23 protein-coding genes and 1 pseudogene are annotated in these 22,701 nt (G+C 34.0%); 15 read left to right on the top strand and 9 right to left on the bottom strand.

Going from position 1 to position 22,701, the window contains the following annotated elements:
• Positions 1-13 precede the first annotated feature (13 nt).
• The 10 genes from J8281_RS07955 (at position 14) to J8281_RS07910 (ending at position 10,803) form a co-directional block, all read left to right on the top strand.
• Positions 14-1,141, top strand: a complete 1,128-nt coding sequence (locus J8281_RS07955; protein ID WP_210197085.1) for an N-acetylmuramoyl-L-alanine amidase — start codon at positions 14-16, stop codon at positions 1,139-1,141.
• A gap of 88 nt (positions 1,142-1,229) precedes the next feature.
• Positions 1,230-2,180 (top strand): MlaD family protein, encoded by a 951-nt coding sequence (locus J8281_RS07950; RefSeq protein ID WP_210197084.1) that lies wholly within the window; start codon positions 1,230-1,232, stop codon positions 2,178-2,180.
• Between the two features lie 5 nt (positions 2,181-2,185).
• Positions 2,186-3,502, top strand: a complete 1,317-nt coding sequence (locus tag J8281_RS07945; protein ID WP_210197083.1) for a (Fe-S)-binding protein — start codon at positions 2,186-2,188, stop codon at positions 3,500-3,502.
• Positions 3,503-3,557: 55 nt separating this feature from the next.
• Positions 3,558-4,004 carry a phosphoheptose isomerase gene (locus J8281_RS07940; RefSeq protein ID WP_210197082.1) on the top strand — a complete coding sequence of 149 codons (447 nt, stop codon included), beginning with the start codon at positions 3,558-3,560 and terminating at the stop codon, positions 4,002-4,004.
• On the top strand, positions 3,985-4,164 hold the full coding sequence (locus tag J8281_RS07935) for a hypothetical protein (protein WP_210197081.1): 180 nt from the start codon (positions 3,985-3,987) through the stop codon (positions 4,162-4,164). The genes J8281_RS07940 and J8281_RS07935 overlap by 20 nt, the downstream gene beginning before the upstream one ends.
• Before the next feature lie 44 nt (positions 4,165-4,208).
• The gene (locus tag J8281_RS07930) at positions 4,209-5,000 is read left to right on the top strand and encodes a (Fe-S)-binding protein (protein ID WP_210197080.1); all 792 of its coding nucleotides are present in this window, start codon (positions 4,209-4,211) and stop codon (positions 4,998-5,000) included.
• Positions 5,001-5,410: 410 nt separating this feature from the next.
• Positions 5,411-5,896: an ABC transporter ATPase gene (locus tag J8281_RS07925; RefSeq protein ID WP_210197079.1), complete on the top strand. Its 486-nt coding sequence runs from the start codon at positions 5,411-5,413 to the stop codon at positions 5,894-5,896.
• A 7-nt stretch (positions 5,897-5,903) separates the two neighbouring features.
• Positions 5,904-8,828, top strand: a complete 2,925-nt coding sequence (locus tag J8281_RS07920) for a glycoside hydrolase family 3 N-terminal domain-containing protein (RefSeq protein WP_371812595.1) — start codon at positions 5,904-5,906, stop codon at positions 8,826-8,828.
• Between the two features lie 229 nt (positions 8,829-9,057).
• Complete coding sequence (locus tag J8281_RS07915) at positions 9,058-9,948, top strand: aldo/keto reductase family oxidoreductase (protein ID WP_210197078.1); 891 nt, start codon at positions 9,058-9,060, stop codon at positions 9,946-9,948.
• A gap of 402 nt (positions 9,949-10,350) precedes the next feature.
• Positions 10,351-10,803 carry a hypothetical protein gene (locus tag J8281_RS07910; RefSeq protein ID WP_210197077.1) on the top strand — a complete coding sequence of 151 codons (453 nt, stop codon included), beginning with the start codon at positions 10,351-10,353 and terminating at the stop codon, positions 10,801-10,803.
• Between the two features lie 61 nt (positions 10,804-10,864).
• Here the strand turns inward: J8281_RS07910 and J8281_RS07905 are convergent, their stop codons facing one another.
• The 3 genes from J8281_RS07905 to J8281_RS07895 are packed head-to-tail and all read right to left on the bottom strand — an operon-like array spanning position 10,865 to position 12,850.
• Positions 10,865-11,398 (bottom strand): RsmD family RNA methyltransferase, encoded by a 534-nt coding sequence (locus J8281_RS07905; protein WP_210197076.1) that lies wholly within the window; start codon positions 11,396-11,398, stop codon positions 10,865-10,867.
• Between the two features lie 2 nt (positions 11,399-11,400).
• Positions 11,401-12,225: a DUF3822 family protein gene (locus J8281_RS07900; protein ID WP_210197075.1), complete on the bottom strand. Its 825-nt coding sequence runs from the start codon at positions 12,223-12,225 to the stop codon at positions 11,401-11,403.
• A complete protein-coding gene (locus J8281_RS07895) occupies positions 12,206-12,850 on the bottom strand; it encodes a hypothetical protein (RefSeq protein ID WP_210197074.1) in 645 nt (214 codons plus the stop codon). Before J8281_RS07895 ends, J8281_RS07900 begins: the two co-directional genes overlap by 20 nt.
• A 129-nt stretch (positions 12,851-12,979) precedes the next feature.
• Here J8281_RS07895 and J8281_RS07890 point away from each other — a divergent pair, with 129 nt between their 5' ends.
• From J8281_RS07890 to J8281_RS07875, 5 genes and pseudogenes are all read left to right on the top strand, one after another.
• Entirely contained in the window at positions 12,980-14,410 is a 1,431-nt protein-coding gene (locus J8281_RS07890) for an ATP-dependent RecD-like DNA helicase (RefSeq protein ID WP_210197073.1), read from the top strand.
• 155 nt (positions 14,411-14,565) lie between these two features.
• Positions 14,566-15,288 (top strand): annotated as a pseudogene (gene kdsB, locus J8281_RS19650) (3-deoxy-manno-octulosonate cytidylyltransferase); the annotation flags it as partial.
• A gap of 63 nt (positions 15,289-15,351) precedes the next feature.
• Complete coding sequence (locus J8281_RS19645) at positions 15,352-16,413, top strand: iron-containing alcohol dehydrogenase family protein (protein ID WP_246849031.1); 1,062 nt, start codon at positions 15,352-15,354, stop codon at positions 16,411-16,413.
• 200 nt (positions 16,414-16,613) lie between these two features.
• Entirely contained in the window at positions 16,614-17,174 is a 561-nt protein-coding gene (locus tag J8281_RS07880) for a 1-acyl-sn-glycerol-3-phosphate acyltransferase (protein WP_210197071.1), read from the top strand.
• 378 nt (positions 17,175-17,552) lie between these two features.
• Positions 17,553-18,236, top strand: a complete 684-nt coding sequence (locus tag J8281_RS07875) for a DUF3455 domain-containing protein (RefSeq protein ID WP_210197070.1) — start codon at positions 17,553-17,555, stop codon at positions 18,234-18,236.
• A 151-nt stretch (positions 18,237-18,387) separates the two neighbouring features.
• On the opposite strand, the gene J8281_RS07870 is transcribed toward J8281_RS07875, so the two are convergent.
• The 6 genes from J8281_RS07870 to rlmH form a co-directional block, all read right to left on the bottom strand.
• A complete protein-coding gene (locus J8281_RS07870; protein ID WP_210197069.1) occupies positions 18,388-19,110 on the bottom strand; it encodes a YebC/PmpR family DNA-binding transcriptional regulator in 723 nt (240 codons plus the stop codon).
• A gap of 58 nt (positions 19,111-19,168) precedes the next feature.
• The gene (locus J8281_RS07865; protein WP_210197068.1) at positions 19,169-19,456 is read right to left on the bottom strand and encodes a 4a-hydroxytetrahydrobiopterin dehydratase; all 288 of its coding nucleotides are present in this window, start codon (positions 19,454-19,456) and stop codon (positions 19,169-19,171) included.
• Between the two features lie 171 nt (positions 19,457-19,627).
• Complete coding sequence (locus J8281_RS07860) at positions 19,628-20,560, bottom strand: septum formation inhibitor Maf (protein WP_210197067.1); 933 nt, start codon at positions 20,558-20,560, stop codon at positions 19,628-19,630.
• A 33-nt stretch (positions 20,561-20,593) separates the two neighbouring features.
• Positions 20,594-21,181 carry a Maf-like protein gene (locus J8281_RS07855; RefSeq protein WP_210197066.1) on the bottom strand — a complete coding sequence of 196 codons (588 nt, stop codon included), beginning with the start codon at positions 21,179-21,181 and terminating at the stop codon, positions 20,594-20,596.
• A gap of 3 nt (positions 21,182-21,184) precedes the next feature.
• A complete protein-coding gene (locus J8281_RS07850) occupies positions 21,185-22,078 on the bottom strand; it encodes a geranylgeranylglycerol-phosphate geranylgeranyltransferase (protein WP_210197065.1) in 894 nt (297 codons plus the stop codon).
• A gap of 82 nt (positions 22,079-22,160) precedes the next feature.
• Positions 22,161-22,634 carry a 23S rRNA (pseudouridine(1915)-N(3))-methyltransferase RlmH gene (rlmH, locus tag J8281_RS07845; protein ID WP_210197064.1) on the bottom strand — a complete coding sequence of 158 codons (474 nt, stop codon included), beginning with the start codon at positions 22,632-22,634 and terminating at the stop codon, positions 22,161-22,163.
• Positions 22,635-22,701: the final 67 nt, after the last annotated feature.

Below are 22,701 nucleotides of genomic sequence, written 5' to 3'. Positions count from 1 at the left end.
ATTATTTTAATTAATGAAACGAAATATAGTATACAGTATTTTTCTGGGAGGTTTAATTTTTATGCTAGCTTCCTTTCAACCCTTTCAAAATAACCCTCAAAAGGCCAAGAAGTTTGTTGTAGTTTTGGATGCAGGTCATGGTGGGCATGATCCTGGAAACAGAGGAAACGGATACAAAGAAAAAGAAATTGCGTTAAACGTAGTGTTGGCTATTGGTGAAAAACTTGAAAAAGATCCACGATTTAAAGTAGTGTATACCAGAAAAACGGATGAATTTATAGAATTGCACGAACGTGGAAAAATTGCAAATAAGGCAAATGCAGATCTTTTTGTATCTGTTCATTGTAATTCACATAGATCTCAAGCCTATGGTACCGAGACGTTCGTATTGGGATTGCATGCCAATAATGAAAATTTTAATGTAGCAAAAAACGAAAACTCTGTTATCTTGCTCGAAGATAATTATGAAGCCAACTATGATGGTTTTGATCCAAATTCTCCAGAATCTATTATAGGTCTTACCTTAATGCAAGAGGAGTATCTTGATCAAAGTCTTACATTGGCCAGTTTTGTACAAAATCGCTTTAAAAAAGCCCTGGATAGAAAGAGTAGAGGGGTCAAGCAGGCGGGGTTTGTAGTTTTACATCAAACATACATGCCGAGTGTGTTAATAGAACTTGGGTTCTTAACAAATAACAATGAAGGACGATATCTTAATTCAAAAGCGGGTCAGGAAAACATGGCCAAATCAATTACCACATCAATTATAGATTATAAAGAAAGTCTTGATGCTATCTATTATGTAGAAAAACCTAACACAACAGAAACTTCGCAAACCACTGCACAAATCGAAGGGGATACGGTATTTAATGATATTACGTTTAAAGTTCAAATCGCAGCCGGTACTACCGACATTGCACTAGAACCTTTTAATTTTAATGGATTAGATCAACTGTCAAAAAAGAAAACAGGTGATCTTTTTAAATATTACTTCGGAAATACTTCGAACTATACCATGATTCAAGAATTAAAAGACATTGCGGTAAGTAAGGGCTTTGACTCTAGTTTTGTAGTAGCTTTTCGCAATAACGAATTGATTCCGTTAGCAGAAGCCTTAAAAGCTACCCCATCTTCTCATTAAATCTTTATTAATACGCAGAATTCCTTAAAGAATAAGCAGTAGAAATCTATTTTTTATCCTAAATTTGTGATTTAAAATTAAATCTATTTTGAAAATTACTCGAGAAGTTAAGACCGGTATACTAGCAGTATGTGCAATAGCATTATTAATATTTGGATATAGTTTTTTAAAGGGAAGAAATCTTTTAGAAAACGACCGAACGTTATTTGCAGTATACGACAATGTAGAAGGACTTATTCCCTCGTCCCCAGTCACTATTAACGGATTGGTCGTTGGGCAGGTGGTGGCTATTAGATTTGCAGATACGGCTGGCAATCTTGTAGTAGAGTTCAATGTAGATAGTGAATTCGAGTTTTCTAAAAATAGCGAAGCCAAAGTCTACGGAGGAGGGTTAATTGGTGGAAAAACACTGGCTATCATTCCAAAATATGAAAAAGGAAATGCCGCTGTAGACGGGGATACACTTCCGGGTAGAATAGAACCTGGCTTATTAGAACTTGTTAATGATAAGCTAACTCCTTTACAAGCTAAGCTTGAAACAGCAATAACCGATGCAGATACCTTACTTCGATCTGTGAATGGCGTTTTAAGTGTTGATAATCAGAATAATCTGAATTCGATTTTCGACGATCTCAGCGTTAGTGTCAAGCAATTTAAAAACACCTCGATACGGTTGAACAAAATTTTAGGCACTAATGAAGAAAAATTAAATAATGCGTTCACTAACGCCGATGTGATATCTACAAAACTTAAAAGTGTTTCAGACTCTCTTAGCGAAATAAATATTAAGAAAATAGGTCAAGAACTCGAAGTTGTTCTTGCAAATTTTGAAAGGATTTCGCAAGATCTTAATTCAGGAAAGGGTACGGCAGGAAAATTACTTAATGATGAACAACTTTATAATAATTTAGAAAGTTCAAGCAAACAACTCGAATTATTGCTTCAAGATTTACGATTAAATCCAAAGCGTTATGTACACCTTTCAGTTTTTGGGAGAAAAAATAAACCTTACGAAAAACCAACAGACTCGATAAATTAAAAATTATGCAATATATACCTAATATCTTATTTGTAATTGCCCTCGTGGCTGGAATTGGATATTTTACGATGAACATCCGAAAAATCATACGTAATATTCGTCTGGGTAAGGATGTTGATCGCTCAGATAATAAAAGAGAACGATTTAAAAATATGGCTATGATTGCTTTGGGGCAGTCTAAAATGGTGAGAAGACCCATCGCCGGTATTTTGCACGTTATCGTATACCTCGGTTTTATCATTATTAATATCGAAGTCTTAGAGATTATTATCGACGGTATTTTTGGAACACATAGGATATTTGCATTTCTAGGAGGATTTTATGATTTTTTAATCGCTTCTTTCGAAATTTTAGCTTTACTCGTATTAGTTAGCGTTATATTATTTTGGATACGTCGCAATGTGATTAATATTAGACGTTTTAAAACCCTAAAAGGATGGCCTAAAAATGATGGTAATATCATTTTATATTTTGAAGTTGTGCTTATGGCACTTTTTTTAACCATGAATGCAGCCGATTTACAATTACAAGAATTAGGAGCAGATCATTATGTAAAAGCAGGTGCTTACCCTGTAAGTCAGTTTATAGCGCCACTTTTTGATGGAATGACCCAAGGAAGTCTAATTATCCTAGAAAGAACAGCATGGTGGTTACATATTCTTGGTATACTTATATTTCTTAATTACCTATATTTTTCAAAGCATTTACACATACTTCTGGCGTTTCCAAACACCTACTATGGTGCATTAAAACCCCAGGGGGAGTTTGATAATCTAGAAGCAGTTACCAATGAAGTAAAACTAATGATGGATCCAAATGCTGATCCTTTTGCAGCGCCAACAACAGAGGTAGAAGAAGAGCCAGAGAAATTTGGAGCTTCTGATGTAATGGATTTGAATTGGGCACAATTACTTAATGCCTATACGTGTACCGAGTGTGGTCGTTGCACAAGTGAGTGCCCTGCTAACCAAACAGGAAAAAAACTCTCTCCTAGAAAAATTATGATGGATACCCGTGATCGATTAAAAGAAGTAGGGGATAATATAGATAAAAATGGAAGTTTTGTAGATGATGGTAAGCAATTATTAAACGACTATATCACTACAGAAGAATTATGGGCGTGCACCAGTTGTAATGCTTGCGTAGAAGCATGCCCTGTAAGCATCAATCCATTATCCATTATTATTGACATGAGAAGATATTTGGTGATGGAGCAAAGTGCGGCACCAACAGATCTTAATAATATGATGTCTAATATTGAAAATAACGGAGCACCATGGCCATTCAACCAAATGGATAGATTAAATTGGAACAAAGAATAACCACGAATAAACCATAGTATTAACCAAATTAACCACTAATTGAGAACTAAAAATTATGAAGAAGGAAGAAATTGATAAGTTACTGAATGAAAAGATAGAAGAGGGCGCACATATAAGTCCTGTATTGCCAGAAGGAATCAAAAATTATCTTATCGATATTGATGGAACGATAACAGAGGATGTACCTAATGAAGAGCCCGAACGAATGGCTACATGCGAACCCTTTCCTGATGCATTGGCAACCTTGAATAAATGGTATGAAGAAGGACATATTATCTGTTTTTTTACCTCTAGAACAGAAGAGCATAGAGAAGTAACTGAAACCTGGTTGAACAAACATGGTTTTAATTATCATAGTTTATTGATGGGGAAACCCAGAGGAGGCAATTACCATTGGATAGACAATCACCTGGTAAAAGCTACTCGATATACCGGTAAATTTACCGAATTGGTTGAAAGAGTAGTGACCATAGAGGTTTTTGATGACGGAAAACACGATTAATCTAAAGAAAGAATATATTCCTGAGAATAATCGAGAGTTATCAGGTTTTAGAACAATCAAAATTCATAAAGAACCGAGGGTATTAATACATGCAAAAGCCAAAACAGGTGTTTTCGGATTTGTTTTCGGAGATTTCGGTTTAATGAATGATTTGATTTAGAGTGAAGATTTCAATTATTTGAAAATGAATTTAAAATACTATTTATGAGTGAAACTATAAAGGTGCCTACAATGGCAGAGTATATGGCCGAAGGCAAAACGCCAGAGGTTTTATTTTGGGTAGGGTGCGCCGGTAGTTTTGATGACAGAGCAAAAAAAATTACCAAGGCTTTTGTAAAATTATTACATAATGCAAATGTTGATTTCGCAGTATTAGGCACAGAAGAAAGTTGTACCGGTGATCCTGCAAAAAGAGCAGGTAATGAGTTTTTGTTTCAAATGCAGGCGGTTACCAATATCGAAGTAATGAACGCCTATGAAATTAAAAAAGTAGTTACTGCTTGTCCCCATTGTTTTAATACGTTGAAAAATGAATATCCTGTCTTAGGAGGCGATTATGAAGTGATGCACCATACTCAGTTTCTTAAATCACTGCTAAACGAGGGTAAGTTAACCGTAGCAGGAGGACGATTTAAAGGTAAAAGAATTACTTTTCACGACCCTTGTTATCTGGGAAGAGCCAATAAAGTATACGAGGCGCCAAGAGATCTTTTAACCAAATTAGAAGTAGAGCTGGTAGAAATGAAACGATCTAAGCGAAATGGCTTATGTTGTGGAGCCGGAGGTGCACAAATGTTTAAAGAACCAGAACCCGGACACAAAGATGTTAATATCGAAAGAACGGAGGATGCACTCGAAACGCAACCCGATATCATAGCAGCAGGATGTCCTTTTTGTAATACGATGATGACAGACGGGGTAAAAAATAAGGAAAAAGAAGATAGCATAGCTGTAATGGATGTGGCAGAATTGATTGCTAATGCTCAGGATTTATAGCATCACACCGCATTGTATTTTTGATAGTAAATTCATTCTTTAATTTAGGATGAAAACTTGAGCGTATTGTATTCTTAGATCTAGAGTAATTGTTTCGGTCTTAAAGATCATTGTTGTCCGATAAAAAGATTGATAAGCTCTAAAAATCGCTATTACCATTAAAGATGTATGAGTTTATAGAAAAGACACCTTGCTTTTCTAAAATTTAGACAACTTATTTTGAAACTGAATCGCCTTTACTTCAAAAACCATAGGAGACAAGTATTTACAAATAAGTCTTTGTTCTATTTTATAGCAGCGCAGCGGTTTATTTTCTTTAACCGGACAATACTGATTAAAAATATTACGTTTTACTTCGATATGAAAAAGAAATAGTTTTATTACTTTAGTGCTACGTAAAATAAAAGCAGATGTTGGTAGATTTTAATGATCTAGCTGAAACGTCCAGAGTATGGATTTATCAAGCAAATAGATCGTTTTCTTCAGAAGAATTAGAAGAAATTGAACAGAAATTAGACAAATTTATCGCCAAATGGACGGCTCATGGTGCCGATCTTAAGGCAGGATATGATATCAAATACAAACGATTTATAACAATAGGTTTAGACCAAGCGCTCAATGCAGCCACCGGTTGCTCTATCGATGCATCTGTACATTTTATTCAGGAACTAGAACGTACCTATAAAGTCGATCTTATGGATAAAATGAACGTTTCTTTTAAACAAGGAGACTTCGTAGCCTATAAAACCCTCGCCGATTTTAAGAAAATGGCAAAAAATAGATCAGTATCCCCAAATACTATCGTCTTTAATAACCTGGTGACCAATATTGCTGAGTATAAAACGAACTGGGAAGTACCGGCAAAACAAAGTTGGCACAACCGATTTTTAAACTAAATTTTTCGTGTGGCATAAAACTAAAACCTACATTCTTCTTACTATTACATGTGTTTCTTCTGTATTGTATGCACAGCAGAAAAATCCATTATTATCAAAAGATCAGGAAGCTCAAAAGCGTTGGGTAGATAGTGTATATAATAGCATGACTTTAAAAGAAAAAGTAGGTCAGTTGTTTATGGTCGATATCTTCTCTTCCAAACCTAAAAAGGATACCGATAAGATTAAGCGGTTAATTGAAGATTATCATATAGGGGGCGTCATCTTTTCAAAGGGCGGTCCGGGTAGGCAAGCAAAATTAAATAATGAGTATCAATCGCTTTCTAAAATCCCTTTGCTAATCGGGATGGATGCAGAATGGGGCTTAGCAATGCGATTAGATTCTACAAAGGCATTTCCATGGAATATGACTTTGGGCGCTATTCAGAATAATCAGTTAATTGAAGAGACCGGCAGGCAGATTGCCAGACACTGTAAACGTCTGGGTGTTCATATTAATTTTGCACCTGTAGTTGATATCAATACCAATCCGAAAAATCCAATTATCGGAAATCGATCTTTTGGAGAAAATAAGGAAAAAGTAACACAAAAATCCCTCGCTTTTATGAAAGGAATGCAAAAAGAAGGGATTTTGGCTAGTGCAAAACATTTTCCCGGGCACGGCGATACCGACAGCGACTCTCACAAAACGTTACCTACTATAGGTTTTAATGCTCAAAGAATTGATAGTGTCGAATTATATCCATATCGAAAACTGATTAGTGAAGGACTTTCTAGCGTTATGGTTGCTCACCTTAATATCCCAAGTTTAGAATCCCGTTCTGGGTACCCGTCTTCCATCTCAAAAAATGTGGTTACTACTTTGCTAAAAGATAAACTAGAATTTCAGGGATTAATTTTTACCGATGCTTTAAATATGAAAGGAGCATCCGATTTCAAAGATCCGGGAGATATAGATTTGGCCGCTTTTTTAGCCGGTAATGATGTGTTATTAATTTCTGAAGATGTACCACTGGCTTCTCAAAAAATAATTTCGGCCTATTATTCCAAATTAATTACAGAGGAGCGTTTGGCGCATTCTGTACGAAAAATATTGCTTGCAAAATATAAGGTCGGACTTCATCATTACAAACCCGTAGATGAGGCGTTCCTTTACCAAGAATTGAATAGTGTAAAGAATGAAGTATTACATCATGAGTTGGTAGAACATTCGTTAACAGTTATAAAAAATGCAAGAGCAACCTTGCCTGTCAAAAATTTGGATCTAAAAAAGATTGCATATGTCTCTTTTGGAGATGATTCTGGTGATGCATTTTATAATCAACTTAGCAAATATGCAAAAGTAGATTGGGTAAAAGCCAGTCAATTAAGTGACATAATGAATGAATTGCGCCAGTATAATTATGTAATTATAGGATTTCACAAACCGAATACTTCACCATGGGCAGCCTATAAGTTTACCGATAAAGAATTAGTTTGGTTGTATGAAATAGCTCGACTTAATACTACTATTCTAAGTATTTTTGCTCGTCCGTATGCAGCATTGGATATACTTTCTACCACAAATTTTGAAGGTATCGTTATGGCATATCAAAACAGTAGTGTAGCTCAAGAAAAAACGGCACAACTTATTTTTGGTGCGTTAGAAGCTAAAGGTAAACTGCCAGTAAGTCTTAATGAAGAATTTCCTGAAGGAACAGGAATCGAAACACGATCATTAAAAAGACTTACATACGGTCTTCCAGAAAGCGTAGGAGTAAATTCATATAAATTAGGCAGAATTGACTCTATAGTTCATCGAACATTAAGAGAAAAAATGACACCTGGTCTGCAACTTATTGTAGCTCGAAAAGGAAAAGTGATATTTGATAAAAATTATGGGTATCATACTTACAATAACATACGTAAGGTAAAGGGGTCTGATGTTTATGATTTGGCATCACTTACAAAAATATTGGCTACCTTACCACTCACTATTGAGATGACAGATAAAGGCCTGATTTCTTTAGATTCAAGGGTTGGTGAATTATTACCCTCGTTCAAAGATTCGAATAAAAAAGATATCACGGTTAGGTCTATGCTATCGCACTATGCACGATTAAAAGCTTGGATTCCGTTCTATTTAAAAACTCTAGACACCATAACGCTTAAACCTGATAAAAAATATTATCGCAATAGGTTTTCTGAAGAATTTAATATAGAAGTCACTAATAACCTATACCTGCGTAGTGATATGAAAGATTCTTTGATGCTAAGAATTAAAGATAGTGAGTTGCGTAACAGGCTCAGTTATAAATATAGTGATTTGCCCTACTATCTTTTAAAAACATACATAGAAAATCATTATGGTAATACGCTCAATGCCTTAACCCAACAACATTTCTATCGACCATTAGGAGCAAATAATACTTCTTTTTTACCCCTTAAGCGATTTAAGAAAAAGCGAATTGTACCTACTGAAGATGATCAAGCTTTTAGAAAAGAAATTATTCATGGGTATGTTCATGATCAAGGAGCGGCTATGTTTGGTGGGATAGGTGGACATGCCGGACTTTTTGCGAATGCCAACGATGTAACCAAAATGATGCAAATGTATCTAAACGGCGGTTATTATGGCGGTAAACAGTATTTTAAAAGTCAAACCTTAGAAAAATTTAATACGTGTTATTACTGCCATAAAGATGTGCGTAGAGGGGTAGGATTTGATAAACCGCAATTAGGAGATATTGGTCCTACGTGTGGATGTATTTCTATGACAAGCTTTGGTCATAGCGGTTTTACTGGTACGTTTACTTGGGCCGATCCCGAAGAAGAAATTATTTATGTTTTTTTAAGTAATCGTACATTTCCTAATTCTGCTAACCGAAAATTAATATCCAACGATATTCGATCAGAAATACAGCGAATGATTTATGATGCTATTGATTATTAGTTAAATGTTTTAATTTAATATGAATATCCGTAATTTAATCGAAACGGTTTGCGTCAAGCTGAATACTGAAACGAGTTCAGCACAGGCTCGTTTCAGCTTCTCATCTCAATGTACTGAAAATAAATTTAATGAGATCCTGAAATGAATTCAGGATGACTTCTCGGTTAAATCTTAGATATAATAACGGACAATTAATAATTTAATGTCCTTTTTAAAAATAAAAAAGTAAATGTCAAAAAGTAGTCCTGTTTTTTCTGAAATTGTTGCAGGTTGTATGAATTGGGGATCATGGGGCGCTAATTTATCGGTAAATCAAACCCAGCAACTTATCAATGAATGTGTAGATAACGAAATAACTACATTTGATCATGCCGATATTTATGGGCACTACACTACCGAAGCACTTTTTGGTAAGGCCATGAAGGGGATGAATTCACTTCGTGAAAAGATACAAATTGTTACAAAATGCGGTATTAAGCTTGTAACATCTAATCGTCCTGAAAACTTGATTAAATCATACGATACTTCTACTCGTTATATAATTAGGTCGGTAGAGAATTCTTTACTCCATCTAAATACAGATTATATTGACTTGCTTTTGATACACAGGCCTAGCCCTTTATTAAATCCTATAGAGATTGCAGATGCTTTTTCAAGATTACAACAAGATGGGAAAGTACTTAATTTTGGGGTATCTAATTTTACACCATCTCAGTTTACGTTACTAAATAGTTGTATTCCTCTCACAACTAATCAGATAGAGATATCCGCTTTACATCTAGAACCTTACATAGATGGTACGTTAGATCAATGTATGCAATTTGGTATTAAGCCTATGGGATATTCAACTTTGGGGGGCGGTAAGTTTTTTACAAAGCATCCCGAGCAACGAGTAGCTCGAGTTCTTACTATTGTAAATCAGCTGGCGAAAAAGTATGATTTGTCTGTTGATCAAATCCTTTTGGCTTGGATTGTTAAGCATCCTTCGGGGATTATTCCTGTAGTTGGTTCTACACAAATTAATAGAATAAAGGCAGCAAAAGAAGCTATTACTTTAGAAATTACTGACGAAGAATGGTTTATGGTCTGGGAGGCATCTACAGGAGAAGAGGTTGCTTAAGGGATATAATTTTGTTAGGTAAATAGATAGCTATAGTGCGCTATGCACTGACTTTACATGTATGATTTTATATATTTTACTTTGTACATTTATGGCTTTACATCAAAAGCCTAATGTTAAATTACAAGTAAATTATCTTAAAGCTATGGTTTTTGTTTATATTTAACCTAAAATATACTTAAATTTTAGTAAAATATTATTGTAGTGATGTGCAGTATTGTTCTTGATGTATCGTTATGATAGAACGACAGCAGTCATAATACTACTTAATGAAAACACAGGATATTTAGATAATCTAAACATAAAATCGACAACCTATCGTGCTAATTAATTTTCGCATTATAGTAATAATAACGATTATATTCATACAAAAAACCCTAACCCTCTAATTCCCCCTATCCAATGAATAAGTATAAACTCACATTATTCGGATTAGCCTTATCAATTTTCATTTATTTATCTTCAATTTTTCTAGAACTTGATTTGTTTGAGAAATTTATGGCTTTTCTATCTAGCGTAGAGCAGTTCGAAATTGACGAAATGATAATTCCGTTTTTGATATTTGTTGTATTCCTTTTTATAGATACGTTTAGAATTAATAAAAAAGTAGAGATGGAAAGTGCGAAATTAAACATTTATAAAGCAATGTTGTCCTCTAGTCATCATATTTTAAACAATTTTATCTATCAAATGGATATTTTTAAGCTTACAGCTGAAGATACACCTGGATTTGATGCAAAAGTGCTGGCTTTTTATGAAGACATTATAAGCAACGCTTCAGAACAGATTAATTCACTAAGTAACCTTACTACCATAGATGAGTTTTCTATTAGGACTTCGGTAATGAGTGACTAATGTGATACTTGTATTTCACTTTTTATTGACACCGCCAAAGGGCATAATACTCTGAGGTAGTTTACTGAAAAAAGCTAAAAACAGAACCACCATATTTTCTTGAATGGGTATAATGAGGCGTATCTTCTAAAGACATATATTTTGAATGTTCGATGATTAAGATACCATCTTTATTCAACAGTTTTTTTTCGAATACTAGCTGTGCTATTCTGGAAAATTGTTCTGTTTTAAAATCGTAAGGTGGATCTGCAAAAATGATGTCGGCCTTTCGATTCGATTTTTCTAAAAAGGTGTATACGTCAGATTTAATAATTTCTAAAGAAATGTCAAGCTCCTCAGCAATACTTTTAATGTAGCGTAAACATAAATGATGCGAATCGACAGCAATGATATCTGCTGTGCCTCTCGATGCAAATTCGTAGCTAATATTACCAGTACCGGCAAATAGATCAATTACTGATATGTCTGAGAACGTAACTTGATTATTCAAGATATTGAAAAGTCCTTCTTTTGCCATATCTGTTGTGGGACGAACGGGTAGTTTTTTGGGAGCGAAAAGTCTTTTTCCTTTATATTTTCCAGAGATAATACGCATATTTAAAAATGACTAAGTAGTGAAAAATATTCGTGAGGTTGTATAGGATTTGTGCTTGAGGCGAATGAATAATTTTGATCATGACTGCCAAAATCTACATTCTTTATATAGGTACATGCGATATCGTAATAGTCACTCGTCTTTTGAATGTTCCCTAAGAATACCAAAGAAAAATCCCTTGCGTTTAATTTTGTTTGTTCGATTGTAAATAACAGGTAATATAGAAAATCTTCTTTCGTTGTGTGATGATAAGAATTAGCCAGAATTAATTTACCTTTTACTATAATGACAAGGTCAAACGACTTATCATTCATATTTGCAAATGCCTTACTGGTATCGCTATTTTTTTCTTGTAAAAGAAGCGTGTTTAATAAAATTGTACTAATATGCTTATATGTAAAAGCCCCAAAAGTTTCAAAAAAGAAATTATTGATGTTGGTGTAGGGAACATAAACTATATTCATTTCATGTTGGTCTAGTTCATCGTAAGCTATAAAATCATTTTGAAGTAATCTTACATTATAATTTAAATATTCTTTTACGGTATTCTCATCAAAAAGCGCCTTAGGGACGATGCTATATAACATGTTTTGATGAATAACTTCAATAGTCTCAAAATCTGTTTCTAAAAATGGATTTGTATCCAAGTGATGTTTAATTTTCTGAAGCACTTGTTCAGGTGTAAGCTGTATGCCAAAAGCGTCTTTTTCAAGTGTTACTATTTGCTTATTCGCGTTTACAATACAAAAAGAAAGTCCATTCAAGCTAACCTGAATGGACAATGTATGTTTTGTATCTTTTATATGATTATTGGTCGTTTGCACCATACGTTCTTGGCCAGTTACCCGACGTCATTACTTCTGTCATAGATCCAACAGATAAATAGGGACCATTTACTCCATCTACAGAAACTACTTCCTTTTCCTGTGCCAAAAGATCTCTGTCTTGATCATGTAAAAGTACATCTTTACCTACCTTTGCTTCAAATACAGGGATTCGCAGATCATTTTTATTAATGAAACCTGCATTCATTTCAAATTTGGCATCAACTCCTTCCACAGGAACCTGCATCATATTTTTATGACCATCAGCTTTGAATAGCGAATCTTTTACCGAAGCGTACCCTAATGTATCTACAACTACAGTATCTTTAGGTTCGTCTATTCTCAAAATCTTATTATAACGTATAAAACTGGAATCTCTTCGTTGCGTAAGCGTAAATTTTGCCGTGTCTATAAATGAGATTAGTTTTTCAGGATCTTTTTCAAATCGTCCTGTTATAGATCTATGAGCTAATTGGGCGGTACGGATTTCTCGTAGATTTTCAACGGCTTGAGCATATCGCGCTTGTTTGATTTTATTGAATTTCACCGGACCGTTAATAGAATTGAATACCAGGTATCCCAAAAAACCTATAACTACCCACAGAACTAATTGTATAACAATTTTCATTTTATGATTTAGCTTTAAACATTAGTGTATACGCAAATCTACAATTTTTTTTTAATCGTAAAAGTTTATTGCCAAAAAATCATTCCTATCTTTGGTGTATTAAAACCCATTAGCATAATAAACGAAGTAATGAAGGGAAAAGAATTTTATGAATTACTTAAAAAAGATTTTCCTTTTGAACCCACTCTAAAACAAGATATTGTACTTCAAAAATTAGCTCATTTTATTCTAAGCAGCGGCAAAAATTCTATTTTTTTATTAAAAGGCTATGCGGGAACTGGTAAAACAACGCTGGTGGGTACTTTGGTTAAAAATTTGTGGAAAGCTAAATTAAGCGCCGTACTTTTGGCTCCCACAGGAAGAGCTGCAAAAGTTATAAGTAACTACTCTGGGAAGCAGGCACAAACAATCCACAGAAACATTTATTATCCCAAAAAAGATAAAAGCGGAGGTCTAGCTTTTCAATTAAAACAAAACAAAGCCCGCAATACCATTTTCATTGTAGATGAAGCTTCTATGATTCCAGATACACCTAGCGATAGTAAATTGTTTGAAAATGGTTCGCTGCTCGACGATCTGATGATGTATGTATATTCTGGATACCAATGTAAAATTTTATTTATAGGCGATACGGCACAATTGCCGCCGGTAAAATTAGAAGTTAGTCCGGCACTCAATCCTGATAATCTATCTGTAGGATTCAATAAAGATGTGATACAAATTGAACTAGATGAAGTAGTAAGACAAGCAGAGGATAGTGGTATTTTAATGAACGCTACACGTTTAAGAGCGTCTATTAATGATGGCTTTTATAGTTCTTTTCAATTTGAAATTACTGGATATGCAGATATAGTCAGATTTTTAGACGGTCAAGAAATTATTGAAGCCTTGCAAGAGGCATATGCAAGTTCTGGTCACGAGGAGTCTGTAATTATATTGCGGTCCAACAAAAGAGCCAATATCTATAATCAACAAATACGATCAAGAATTCTATTTCAAGAAGAAGAGCTTTCTGCCGGAGATTACTTAATGGTGGTAAAGAATAATTATTTCTGGTTAGATAGCAAAAGTGATGCTGGTTTTATTGCTAACGGGGATATTATAAAAGTACTCGAAATTTTTGCTATTAAAGAACTGTATGGTTTTAGATTTGCAGAGGTGAAAATAAATATGGTCGATTATCCTAATCAAGATCCTTTTGAAACCGTACTCATATTAGATACACTTACTTCAGAAACACCTTCGTTAACTTACGAAGAATCGAATACATTATATCATGAAGTTATGAAAGATTATGAAGAAGAAAGATCTAAATATAAAAAGTTTTTAAAAGTAAAAAATAGCAAGTATTTCAATTGTTTACAAGTCAAGTTCTCATATGCGGTTACGTGTCATAAATCGCAAGGAGGACAATGGGATAAAGTATTTATAGAGCAACCCTATTTAGCCGATGGAATTACTAGAGAGTATTTGAGATGGTTGTATACCGCTGTGACCCGAGCTAAAGAAAAATTGTATTTAATAGGTTTTAAGAATGATTTTTTTAGCGAAAATGAATAGGTTCATAACCTGTTATTGAGAATCGGTGACGATTTTCTACGTGAAATATGATAACTTCCCACTCGCAGAGATTACATAATTGAGTAAAAAAAGCTATTTTTGCAATTCTAGAAAAGCAACATACATTGAACAAAAATACACTAAAAATCATCGCAATGATACCTGCGAGATATGCTGCAACGCGATTTCCAGGAAAATTAATGCAAGATCTTGCCGGTAAAACTGTCATAAGACGTACTTATGAAGCAACCATCCAATCAGGACTATTTGATGCTGTATATGTAGTTACCGATAGTGATATTATATATCAGGAGATAGTAAATCATGGGGGTAAAGCGATTATGAGTAAAAAAGAGCATAGTTGTGGTAGTGATAGAATTGCTGAAGCAGTAGAAAATATGGACGTTGATATTGTAGTTAATGTTCAAGGTGATGAACCTTTTACTGATCGTGAAAGTTTAGAGAAAGTATTGAATGTTTTTTATGAGGATGATTCTGATAAAATCGATTTGGCAAGTCTTATGACCCCAATTAATGATTGGGATGATATAATGAATCCAAATAGTGTAAAAGTTATTGTAGATGAAAACAACTATGCGCTTTATTTTTCTCGAGCTCCCATACCGTATCCAAGAGATAAAGAACTAGATTATACATACCATAAGCATAAAGGTGTTTATGCTTTTCGTAAACAAGCGATTTTAGATTTTTACAATCTACCCATGCGAGCTTTAGAAGCTTCAGAAAAAATAGAATGTATACGCTATCTAGAATATGGTAAAAATATTAAAATGATTGAAACACAACACGAAGGTGTTGAAATTGATACCCCGGAAGATTTAGAAAGAGCAAAAAAAACAATGAACAAAGAAAATGTTTTGAAAACGAAATCTACAATTACTACTTCCGAAGGGCATACTTCTGATCATAAAAATTTTCCTATGGTGCCCAAAGTGGTATTCGGTAAAGGGGCTTTTAATCAAATTGGAGAGATTATAGCAGTTGAGCGTAATGGGATTGCACCATTTGTTTACTTGATTGATAGTGTATTTGAAACTAATAAGGCATTTATTGAAGATAGAATTCCCTTATCTTCAATAGATGAGATTATATATATATCAACCGCAGAAGAACCAAAAACGTCACAAGTAGATGATATTGTTTCTAAAATAAAAAAGAAGTATCAATATATTCCTAGTGGAATCATAGGAATAGGAGGAGGATCAATATTAGATTTGTCTAAAGCAGTGGCCATAATGCTTACTAACCCAGGAAGTGCGTCAGAATATCAAGGCTGGGACTTGGTAAAAAATAAAGCTGTATTTCATGTAGGAGTACCCACTATATCTGGTACAGGAGCTGAAGTATCTAGAACAACCGTGCTTACCGGACCCGAACGTAAATTGGGAATTAATTCAGATTTTACTCCTTTTGATCAGGTAATTTTGGATCCCGAGTTGATTAAAGATGTACCCAAGGATCAATGGTTTTATACGGGTATGGATTGTTATATTCATTGTATAGAATCACTAGATGGGACCTATTTAAATGCTTTTAGTCAAAGTTATGGTGAAAAAGCGTTAGATCTGTGTAAAGAGATTTTTGTAACGAATTCATTAAGCAAAGAAGAAGCAGATGCAAAATTAATGATGGCATCTTGGCATGGTGGTATGAGTATTGCGTATTCGCAGGTAGGTGTCGCCCATGCCATGAGCTATGGCCTAGCCTATGTTTTGGGTACCAAACACGGGATAGGCAATTGTATTGTATTCGATAAATTAGAGCGATATTATCCCGAAGGTGTAGCAATTTTTAAAAAAATGAAAGAATTACACAACATTAGTTTACCTGTTGGGGTATGTGCTAATGTAACCGAAGACCAACTTAATGTTATGACAAATGTAGCCCTAAGCCTGGAACCCCTATGGGAAAATGCATTGGGAGCAAAATGGAAATCAGAAGTAAACGCTGATATTTTAAAAGAAATCTATCGATCTTTATAGAAACTGGTTCAAACACTTTTTTTAATTAGTTAGAAAAATGCTGTTTTGCCCTTATATTTCGTAATTTAAACTTCCGTAGCACTGCTATCAAGTAAAAAATTACTTCATCTAAGCACAAAATCTTCATTTTTGCCCTAAATCAAAAAAGTTAAACCAGCTCATCATCTATTTTTGAAATATCGTTACTACAACTCAATTTTATGAAACGTCTTTATTCTTTTATTTACCATAATCTATTAGGTTGGAAAATGATAGGAGATTTTAGTAAAAAAACAGTTAGTAAATGCGTTGTTATTGCTGTACCCCATACCAGTTGGCATGATTTCTACATTGGGCTATTAATACGAAAGATTGACGGTGTTCGAATACATTTTATGGCAAAAAAAGAATTGTTCAAATGGCCTTTAGGATGGTATCTTAAAAAAGTAGGAGGCATCCCGTTAGATAGAACTCCGGGGCAAAATAAAGTGGAAGCCATAGCAAAATCATTCGAAAAAAGAAACGAGTTACGCCTTACTATTGCACCAGAAGGAACACGTAAAAAAGTTTCAGAATGGAAAACTGGTTTTTATCACATTGCAAAGGCGGCACAAGTTCCTATTATTATGGTCACTTTTGATTTTGGAAATAAACAAAGTAAGATTTCAGAACCATTCTATCCTACAGATGATATGGAGAAAGATTTAAAATATATGTATGGTTTCTTTAAGGGAGTAAAAGGGAAAATACCGAAGTATAGCTTTGATCCAGAACACATTTGATTGTTTCGTTTTTGTTTATGAAATGGTTTAGACTTTTTTGATTTAAGTAGCACCGACCGATAAGGAAACTGCCAGATGGTACGCTTGCGAAAGGTTTTTTGCTCAGATGAAGCAACTTTTTACTTGCTTTGACCGGAAGGAAGAAGTGTGTAAAGGCCTTTGACTACGCTAGGATGACGTACAATTTTAGATCAGCAAAGCTATTATCGGTATAATTTTTCTTCAAGTTATCTGGAGCGGAGTCGAGAAGTTATTACGAAAAACCACTCGAATTGACATTTTTTTACTATTCTTTTCTTAATGCACAAAGGGTCTTATAAAATATTCTTGTGTTTTAATACGTTATAACTTTATAATTAATCTTAAAACCTTTTAATCATGAAAAGTAATTTTTTTATTGCCCTATTGCTAGGGACGTTTTTACTCACTGTAGGATGTTCAAAAGAAAATGATTCTTTCGAAGAACAAGGAGTGCAATCCAAAGAATCTGAAACCAATGTACCTTTATCCAATGATGATTATGATCTTCTAAGTGATGATGATAATGATTCTTTAAGTAACGAAGCTTCTTTTATGGCTAAAGCAAGCACATTAGATTTTAATGATATTATCGCAAAAGCCAAGGCAGATGCCAATGCAAAAGGACTTAAAGTGAAAAAAGTGGTATATGCTCGAGGTATACAAGCTTATGAATTACAACCTTCTTCAGAATGGGCGGGAAAAGGTCCACTCGCAGATTTGTATAAAGCATCAATTGATGATGTCGGAGATTTGCACGTAGATTTTAGTCAAACCATCGGAACACACTACCAACATTTATCTACACCTGCCTGGGAATTTCCTAACGGTAGAGTAATTGCAGAGAGTGCTTCGCCTATTCCAGGTGCCGGTCCAAGAGACATAGACTGGCTTAACGTAGTACTGCAGTTACCTAACGAGTTCGGGTATAAGCGAATCTTAAGAATTGTTACTTTTAAGGGTAAAGCACCTAGAAGAACAAATTTTAGAAATTTTAAAAGATTTGGATCAGGGTACGAAACTGTTTATGTATTCTTAAAGTAGTTATTCAAAAAAATAGTGAAGTAAAGGCGACTTGTTCTATTATAACTACTATAGAATAAGTCGCTTTACATGTATTAGAAGTGTATCTGAAATTCAGAAATAGATGTATTCCCTTGTGTGAATATCAAGTTTATTGAGATTAATATAGAATTTATGATGCTGAAGATTCTTCCATAGTATGATATACATTTTGTACATCATCATCTTCTTCAATTTTTTCTAATAATTTTTCTACATCTGCCGCCTCTTCTGAAGTTAGCTTTTTTGTCACCTGCGGAATGCGCTCGAAACCTGAGGATAATATTTCAATTTCACGACTTTCTAGTTCTTTTTGAATGGCCCCAAAGTTCTCAAAGGGGGCATAAATCAAGATTCCATCTTCATCTTGAAAAACTTCTTCAGCTCCAAAATCGATAAATTCAAGTTCCAATTCTTCGGGGTCTATTCCTTCAGCATTAATTCTAAAGTTACAAGTATGGTCAAACATAAATTCTACAGATCCTGAAGTTCCCAAATTGCCATCACATTTATTAAAATATGACCTTATATTGGCTACAGTTCTATTGTTATTATCTGTTGCTGTTTCGACTAAAATAGCAATACCATGTGGTGCATATCCTTCAAAAAGTACTTCTTTGTAGTCTCCCTGGGATTTATCTGAAGCTCTTTTAATAGCTCTCTCGATATTATCCTTTGGCATATTAACAGATTTGGCATTCTGTATAACTGCTCTTAGACGAGAATTAGAATCAGGATCAGGACCGCCTTCTTTTACAGCCATTACAATGTCTTTTCCTATTCTAGTAAAAGCTTTGGCCATTGCAGACCAACGCTTCATTTTACGTGCTTTTCTAAATTCAAAAGCTCTTCCCATAAGTGAAATTTAAATTGTACATACAAACATAAGTAGAAACCAAGTTTTTGACAAATGTTTATGCTCCTTCTATAATTTCTTCTATAGTTTTGGCCAGCTTAAAATCTTTATCTGTTACACCATCAGCATCGTGGGTGGATAAACTAATTTGCAGGGTGTTGTACACATTGGACCAGTCGGGATGATGTTGTTGTAGTTCGGCTTCAAAAGCGATACGGGTCATTACCGAAAAAGCATCTTTAAAATCATTGAATTCGAATTTCGTATGAATTGCATCATCTTGATACTCCCATCCATCTATAGTTGCTAATCGTTCTTTAATTTCTGATGCGGTTAATTTTTTCATAGGTATACTGTTCTTATTATAATTATTGTAATTTGAATATCACTTATTTGCAAATTGAAAAAAGTAAACTACCTATGGGCAAGCCCGCGAGGCATTCGTTGAAAACAATTTTTCAATTTCGAGATAGGCCTTGGGGTATTATCCCCTTTGGCGGTGCCAATAAATAGGTATTTATAACCCCAAATCTTCTCGAAGCGTACTGTCGTTATTCGAGTTTTTATTCCAATAAGCAGATTTGATACGTTTTATTTTTGTAGCCTTGGTTACCAGTTCTTTAGCAGTTGGTCCAGAACCACTTTTGAAACTTTCGGTCCAGCTCTCTATTTCATGCGGAAAAGAAGTATTGAATGTAATGGTAACATTTCTTTTGAGTTCGGGGTACTCAAGGAAATAACTAGTTGTAGTTCCATTCTTGTTAATAGAAGCCTTTGCTGTATAACTTTTGATCTCTTTATGTTTAAGTCTAGAATACTCGAAAGACGGAATAATAGCTAGATTTCCTGTAGGTAAATGATCAGGATCAATTCTAATTTTTGTCCATAGTTCATTTTCTAGGATAGCTTTGTCTAACGAAAAGTTTTGATCCGCTTCGTTTTGAAAGTAAGAATGAGCCGTAATATCGAATTTGTCTCTATTATTCAGTTGCGCATAGATATGACCGCACCATTCTTGTATAGAACTTGATACTTTGATAGCATGTTGATTATCGGATACCGGATAAAAGGTACTTTGCATAATAGAATAGGGATAAATCCCTGTATTGAATTTTTTTGTAGCGTTAAGCTTTAATACCGGAATGTTTTTAGGATTGCTGTTATCTGCCTTTACCTGTTCATTAGGCAGAAAATCTTCGGTCACATAAATTAATGCTGCGGTACCTTTTCGTATTTCGCCATAGCGAACTTGTTCTAGTGCATAAGATGTGATTTCGGCATGACCGGCATACCAGTATTTTTTAAATTCTTCAGAAAGCGTTTTTGAAGATTTTTTTATGGTTTCTTCAGATTTTTCATGATTTTTATGTGCCACATCGGCATTCATACGGTTACAGGCAATACATAGCAAAACTCCCAGAATGGTTGATAGCAGTAGTACTTTTTTCATTTTCTCAAATTTTTTATACAAATTACAACAATGTTAGGATCTGGCAAGTGTTGTTAACATTTCATATACAAGATGTACAGGCAAACCCATTACATTAAAATAACTTCCTTCTATTGCTGTAATTCCTATAAAACCTATCCATTCTTGTATACCATACGCTCCTGCTTTATCTAGCGGTTGATAGGTGTTTACGTAATATTCAATTTCATCCTGTGTAAGTTCTTTAAACGAAACTTTTGTTGTGCTATGAATTATTTGGCATTGGTGTACAGTTTTAAAGCAAACCGATGTAATTACCTCGTGCGTAGTATTCGACAATGAAGTAATCATGTCTTTTGCATCCTGAAGATTTTTGGGTTTGCCAAGTGCTTCATTTTTATGCCAGACAATAGTGTCGCTGGTAATTAAAATGTCTTGAGGTCTTAAATCTTTGAACTCGTTCGCCTTCAATTTGGCTAAATAATTCGAAATTTCTTCTTTTTCTAAATGTTCTGGATATATTTCGTCAACTGCTCTTACATCAATTGTAACATCTACACCTAAATCTTTAAAAAATTGCTGTCTTCTGGGAGAACCTGAAGCAAGTATTATAGAATGATTCTTTAAAATAGTGTTCAGCATAATTTAAATTAATATAAATTGATAAAATAATAAAGATATTGCTGCTGCTATAAGTTCTAATTTTAAAAGTCGTTTTAAAATAGCGATATGTTGATGTGACTCCGCAGTAAAACATCGTATCATAAAGTAAATTAGCGGACCAACTAAAATAAATAATGCAAAAATAACCGCTAGCGTATTAGAGAATAAATAGGTGTAGACATAGTAAAGTATAGCTATTATCGGAACTAGAGCAACAATACCTATCCATTTTAGAGCACGCTCCTTACCCAAAACCATCGGAATGGTTTTAATTTCTAAACGATGATCTCTGTTCATAAACAAACAATCCTTAATAATTTCTCTCATAACTATAATGATAAACGCAAATATCGAATAGTCTAGAACGATAGAAAAAATAACCGTTTGCGATGCGCGGTTTTTTACCGTGATAGCAGGGAGTAAATCAAAAATCCCTACGACAATCAAGCACAACGCACCTAATATGGCGATAACTAAATTTTTGACCACAAGCAGCTCTTTAAGAGATGTGGCATACATATAAAAAGCACCTGACACTAGAATAAATAAAGCCGCAAAACTAGGTTTGTTGACTAGGTTTGCCAAGTAGAAACCAATGAGAACACCAATAACATTGAAAATTACAAACAAACGGTATGCAGATTTGATGGTAATCCCGCCGTGCAATAATCCTTTATTTTCTTGCTCATATATTGCAATGATTATATTTCCTGCTGCAGCAATTAAAATTGTGGCTATAACTAGTAAAATAATACCAAAATTGCTTAGTGTGATAGCGATTCCAAAAGGTGAAAAAAGTCCGAATTTGATACATAGTTGCGCAAAAGCAAGAATTAATAGATTATCAAATTTAATAAGTTTGAGGTACAAGAGCATAAACTATAAGTTAATTAGAAGGCAAATGTAATTAATAATCTACTTCTAATGCACAAGGTAAATCAAATAGCTACTTTCTATATTATCGATGATGGTAGGGTTCATTTTTGAGAATAGTAAAACTTCTATATACTTGCTCTACTAAAAATAATCGTATCATTTGATGTGAGAATGTCATCTTAGACAGCGATAATTTGCCATTTGCTCGATCATATACAGCTTTACTGAAGCCATAAGGACCGCCAATAACAAAAACTAATTGCTTGATACCGCTATTCATCATTTTTTGAAAAAACTCAGAAAAATCAATAGAATTGAGCTGCTTTCCATTTTCGTCTAGTACAATCAAATGATCAGAATTTTCAACTTTTTTTAAAATCAAAGTACCTTCCTTTTCCTTTTGCTGTAATTCGCTTAGATTTTTTGAATTTTTTAGATCCGGAATAATTTCAATAGTAAACTTTACATAAAAACTTAATCTTTTGGTATAGATGTTTATCAGATCTTCTAATTGTCTGTTATCTGTCTTACCTATTACCAATAATTTAATATTCATAATATAAGTTTTTATCACTTTATGCTGCAAACAGCGTCGTATAATTACAAATAAATGAAATTACATT

It is taken from the genome of Aquimarina sp. U1-2 (assembly GCF_017897595.1).
Lineage (GTDB): Bacteria > Bacteroidota > Bacteroidia > Flavobacteriales > Flavobacteriaceae > Aquimarina.
Note: the sequence above shows the minus strand (reverse complement) of the source record. Positions and strands in the feature narration are given on the sequence as shown.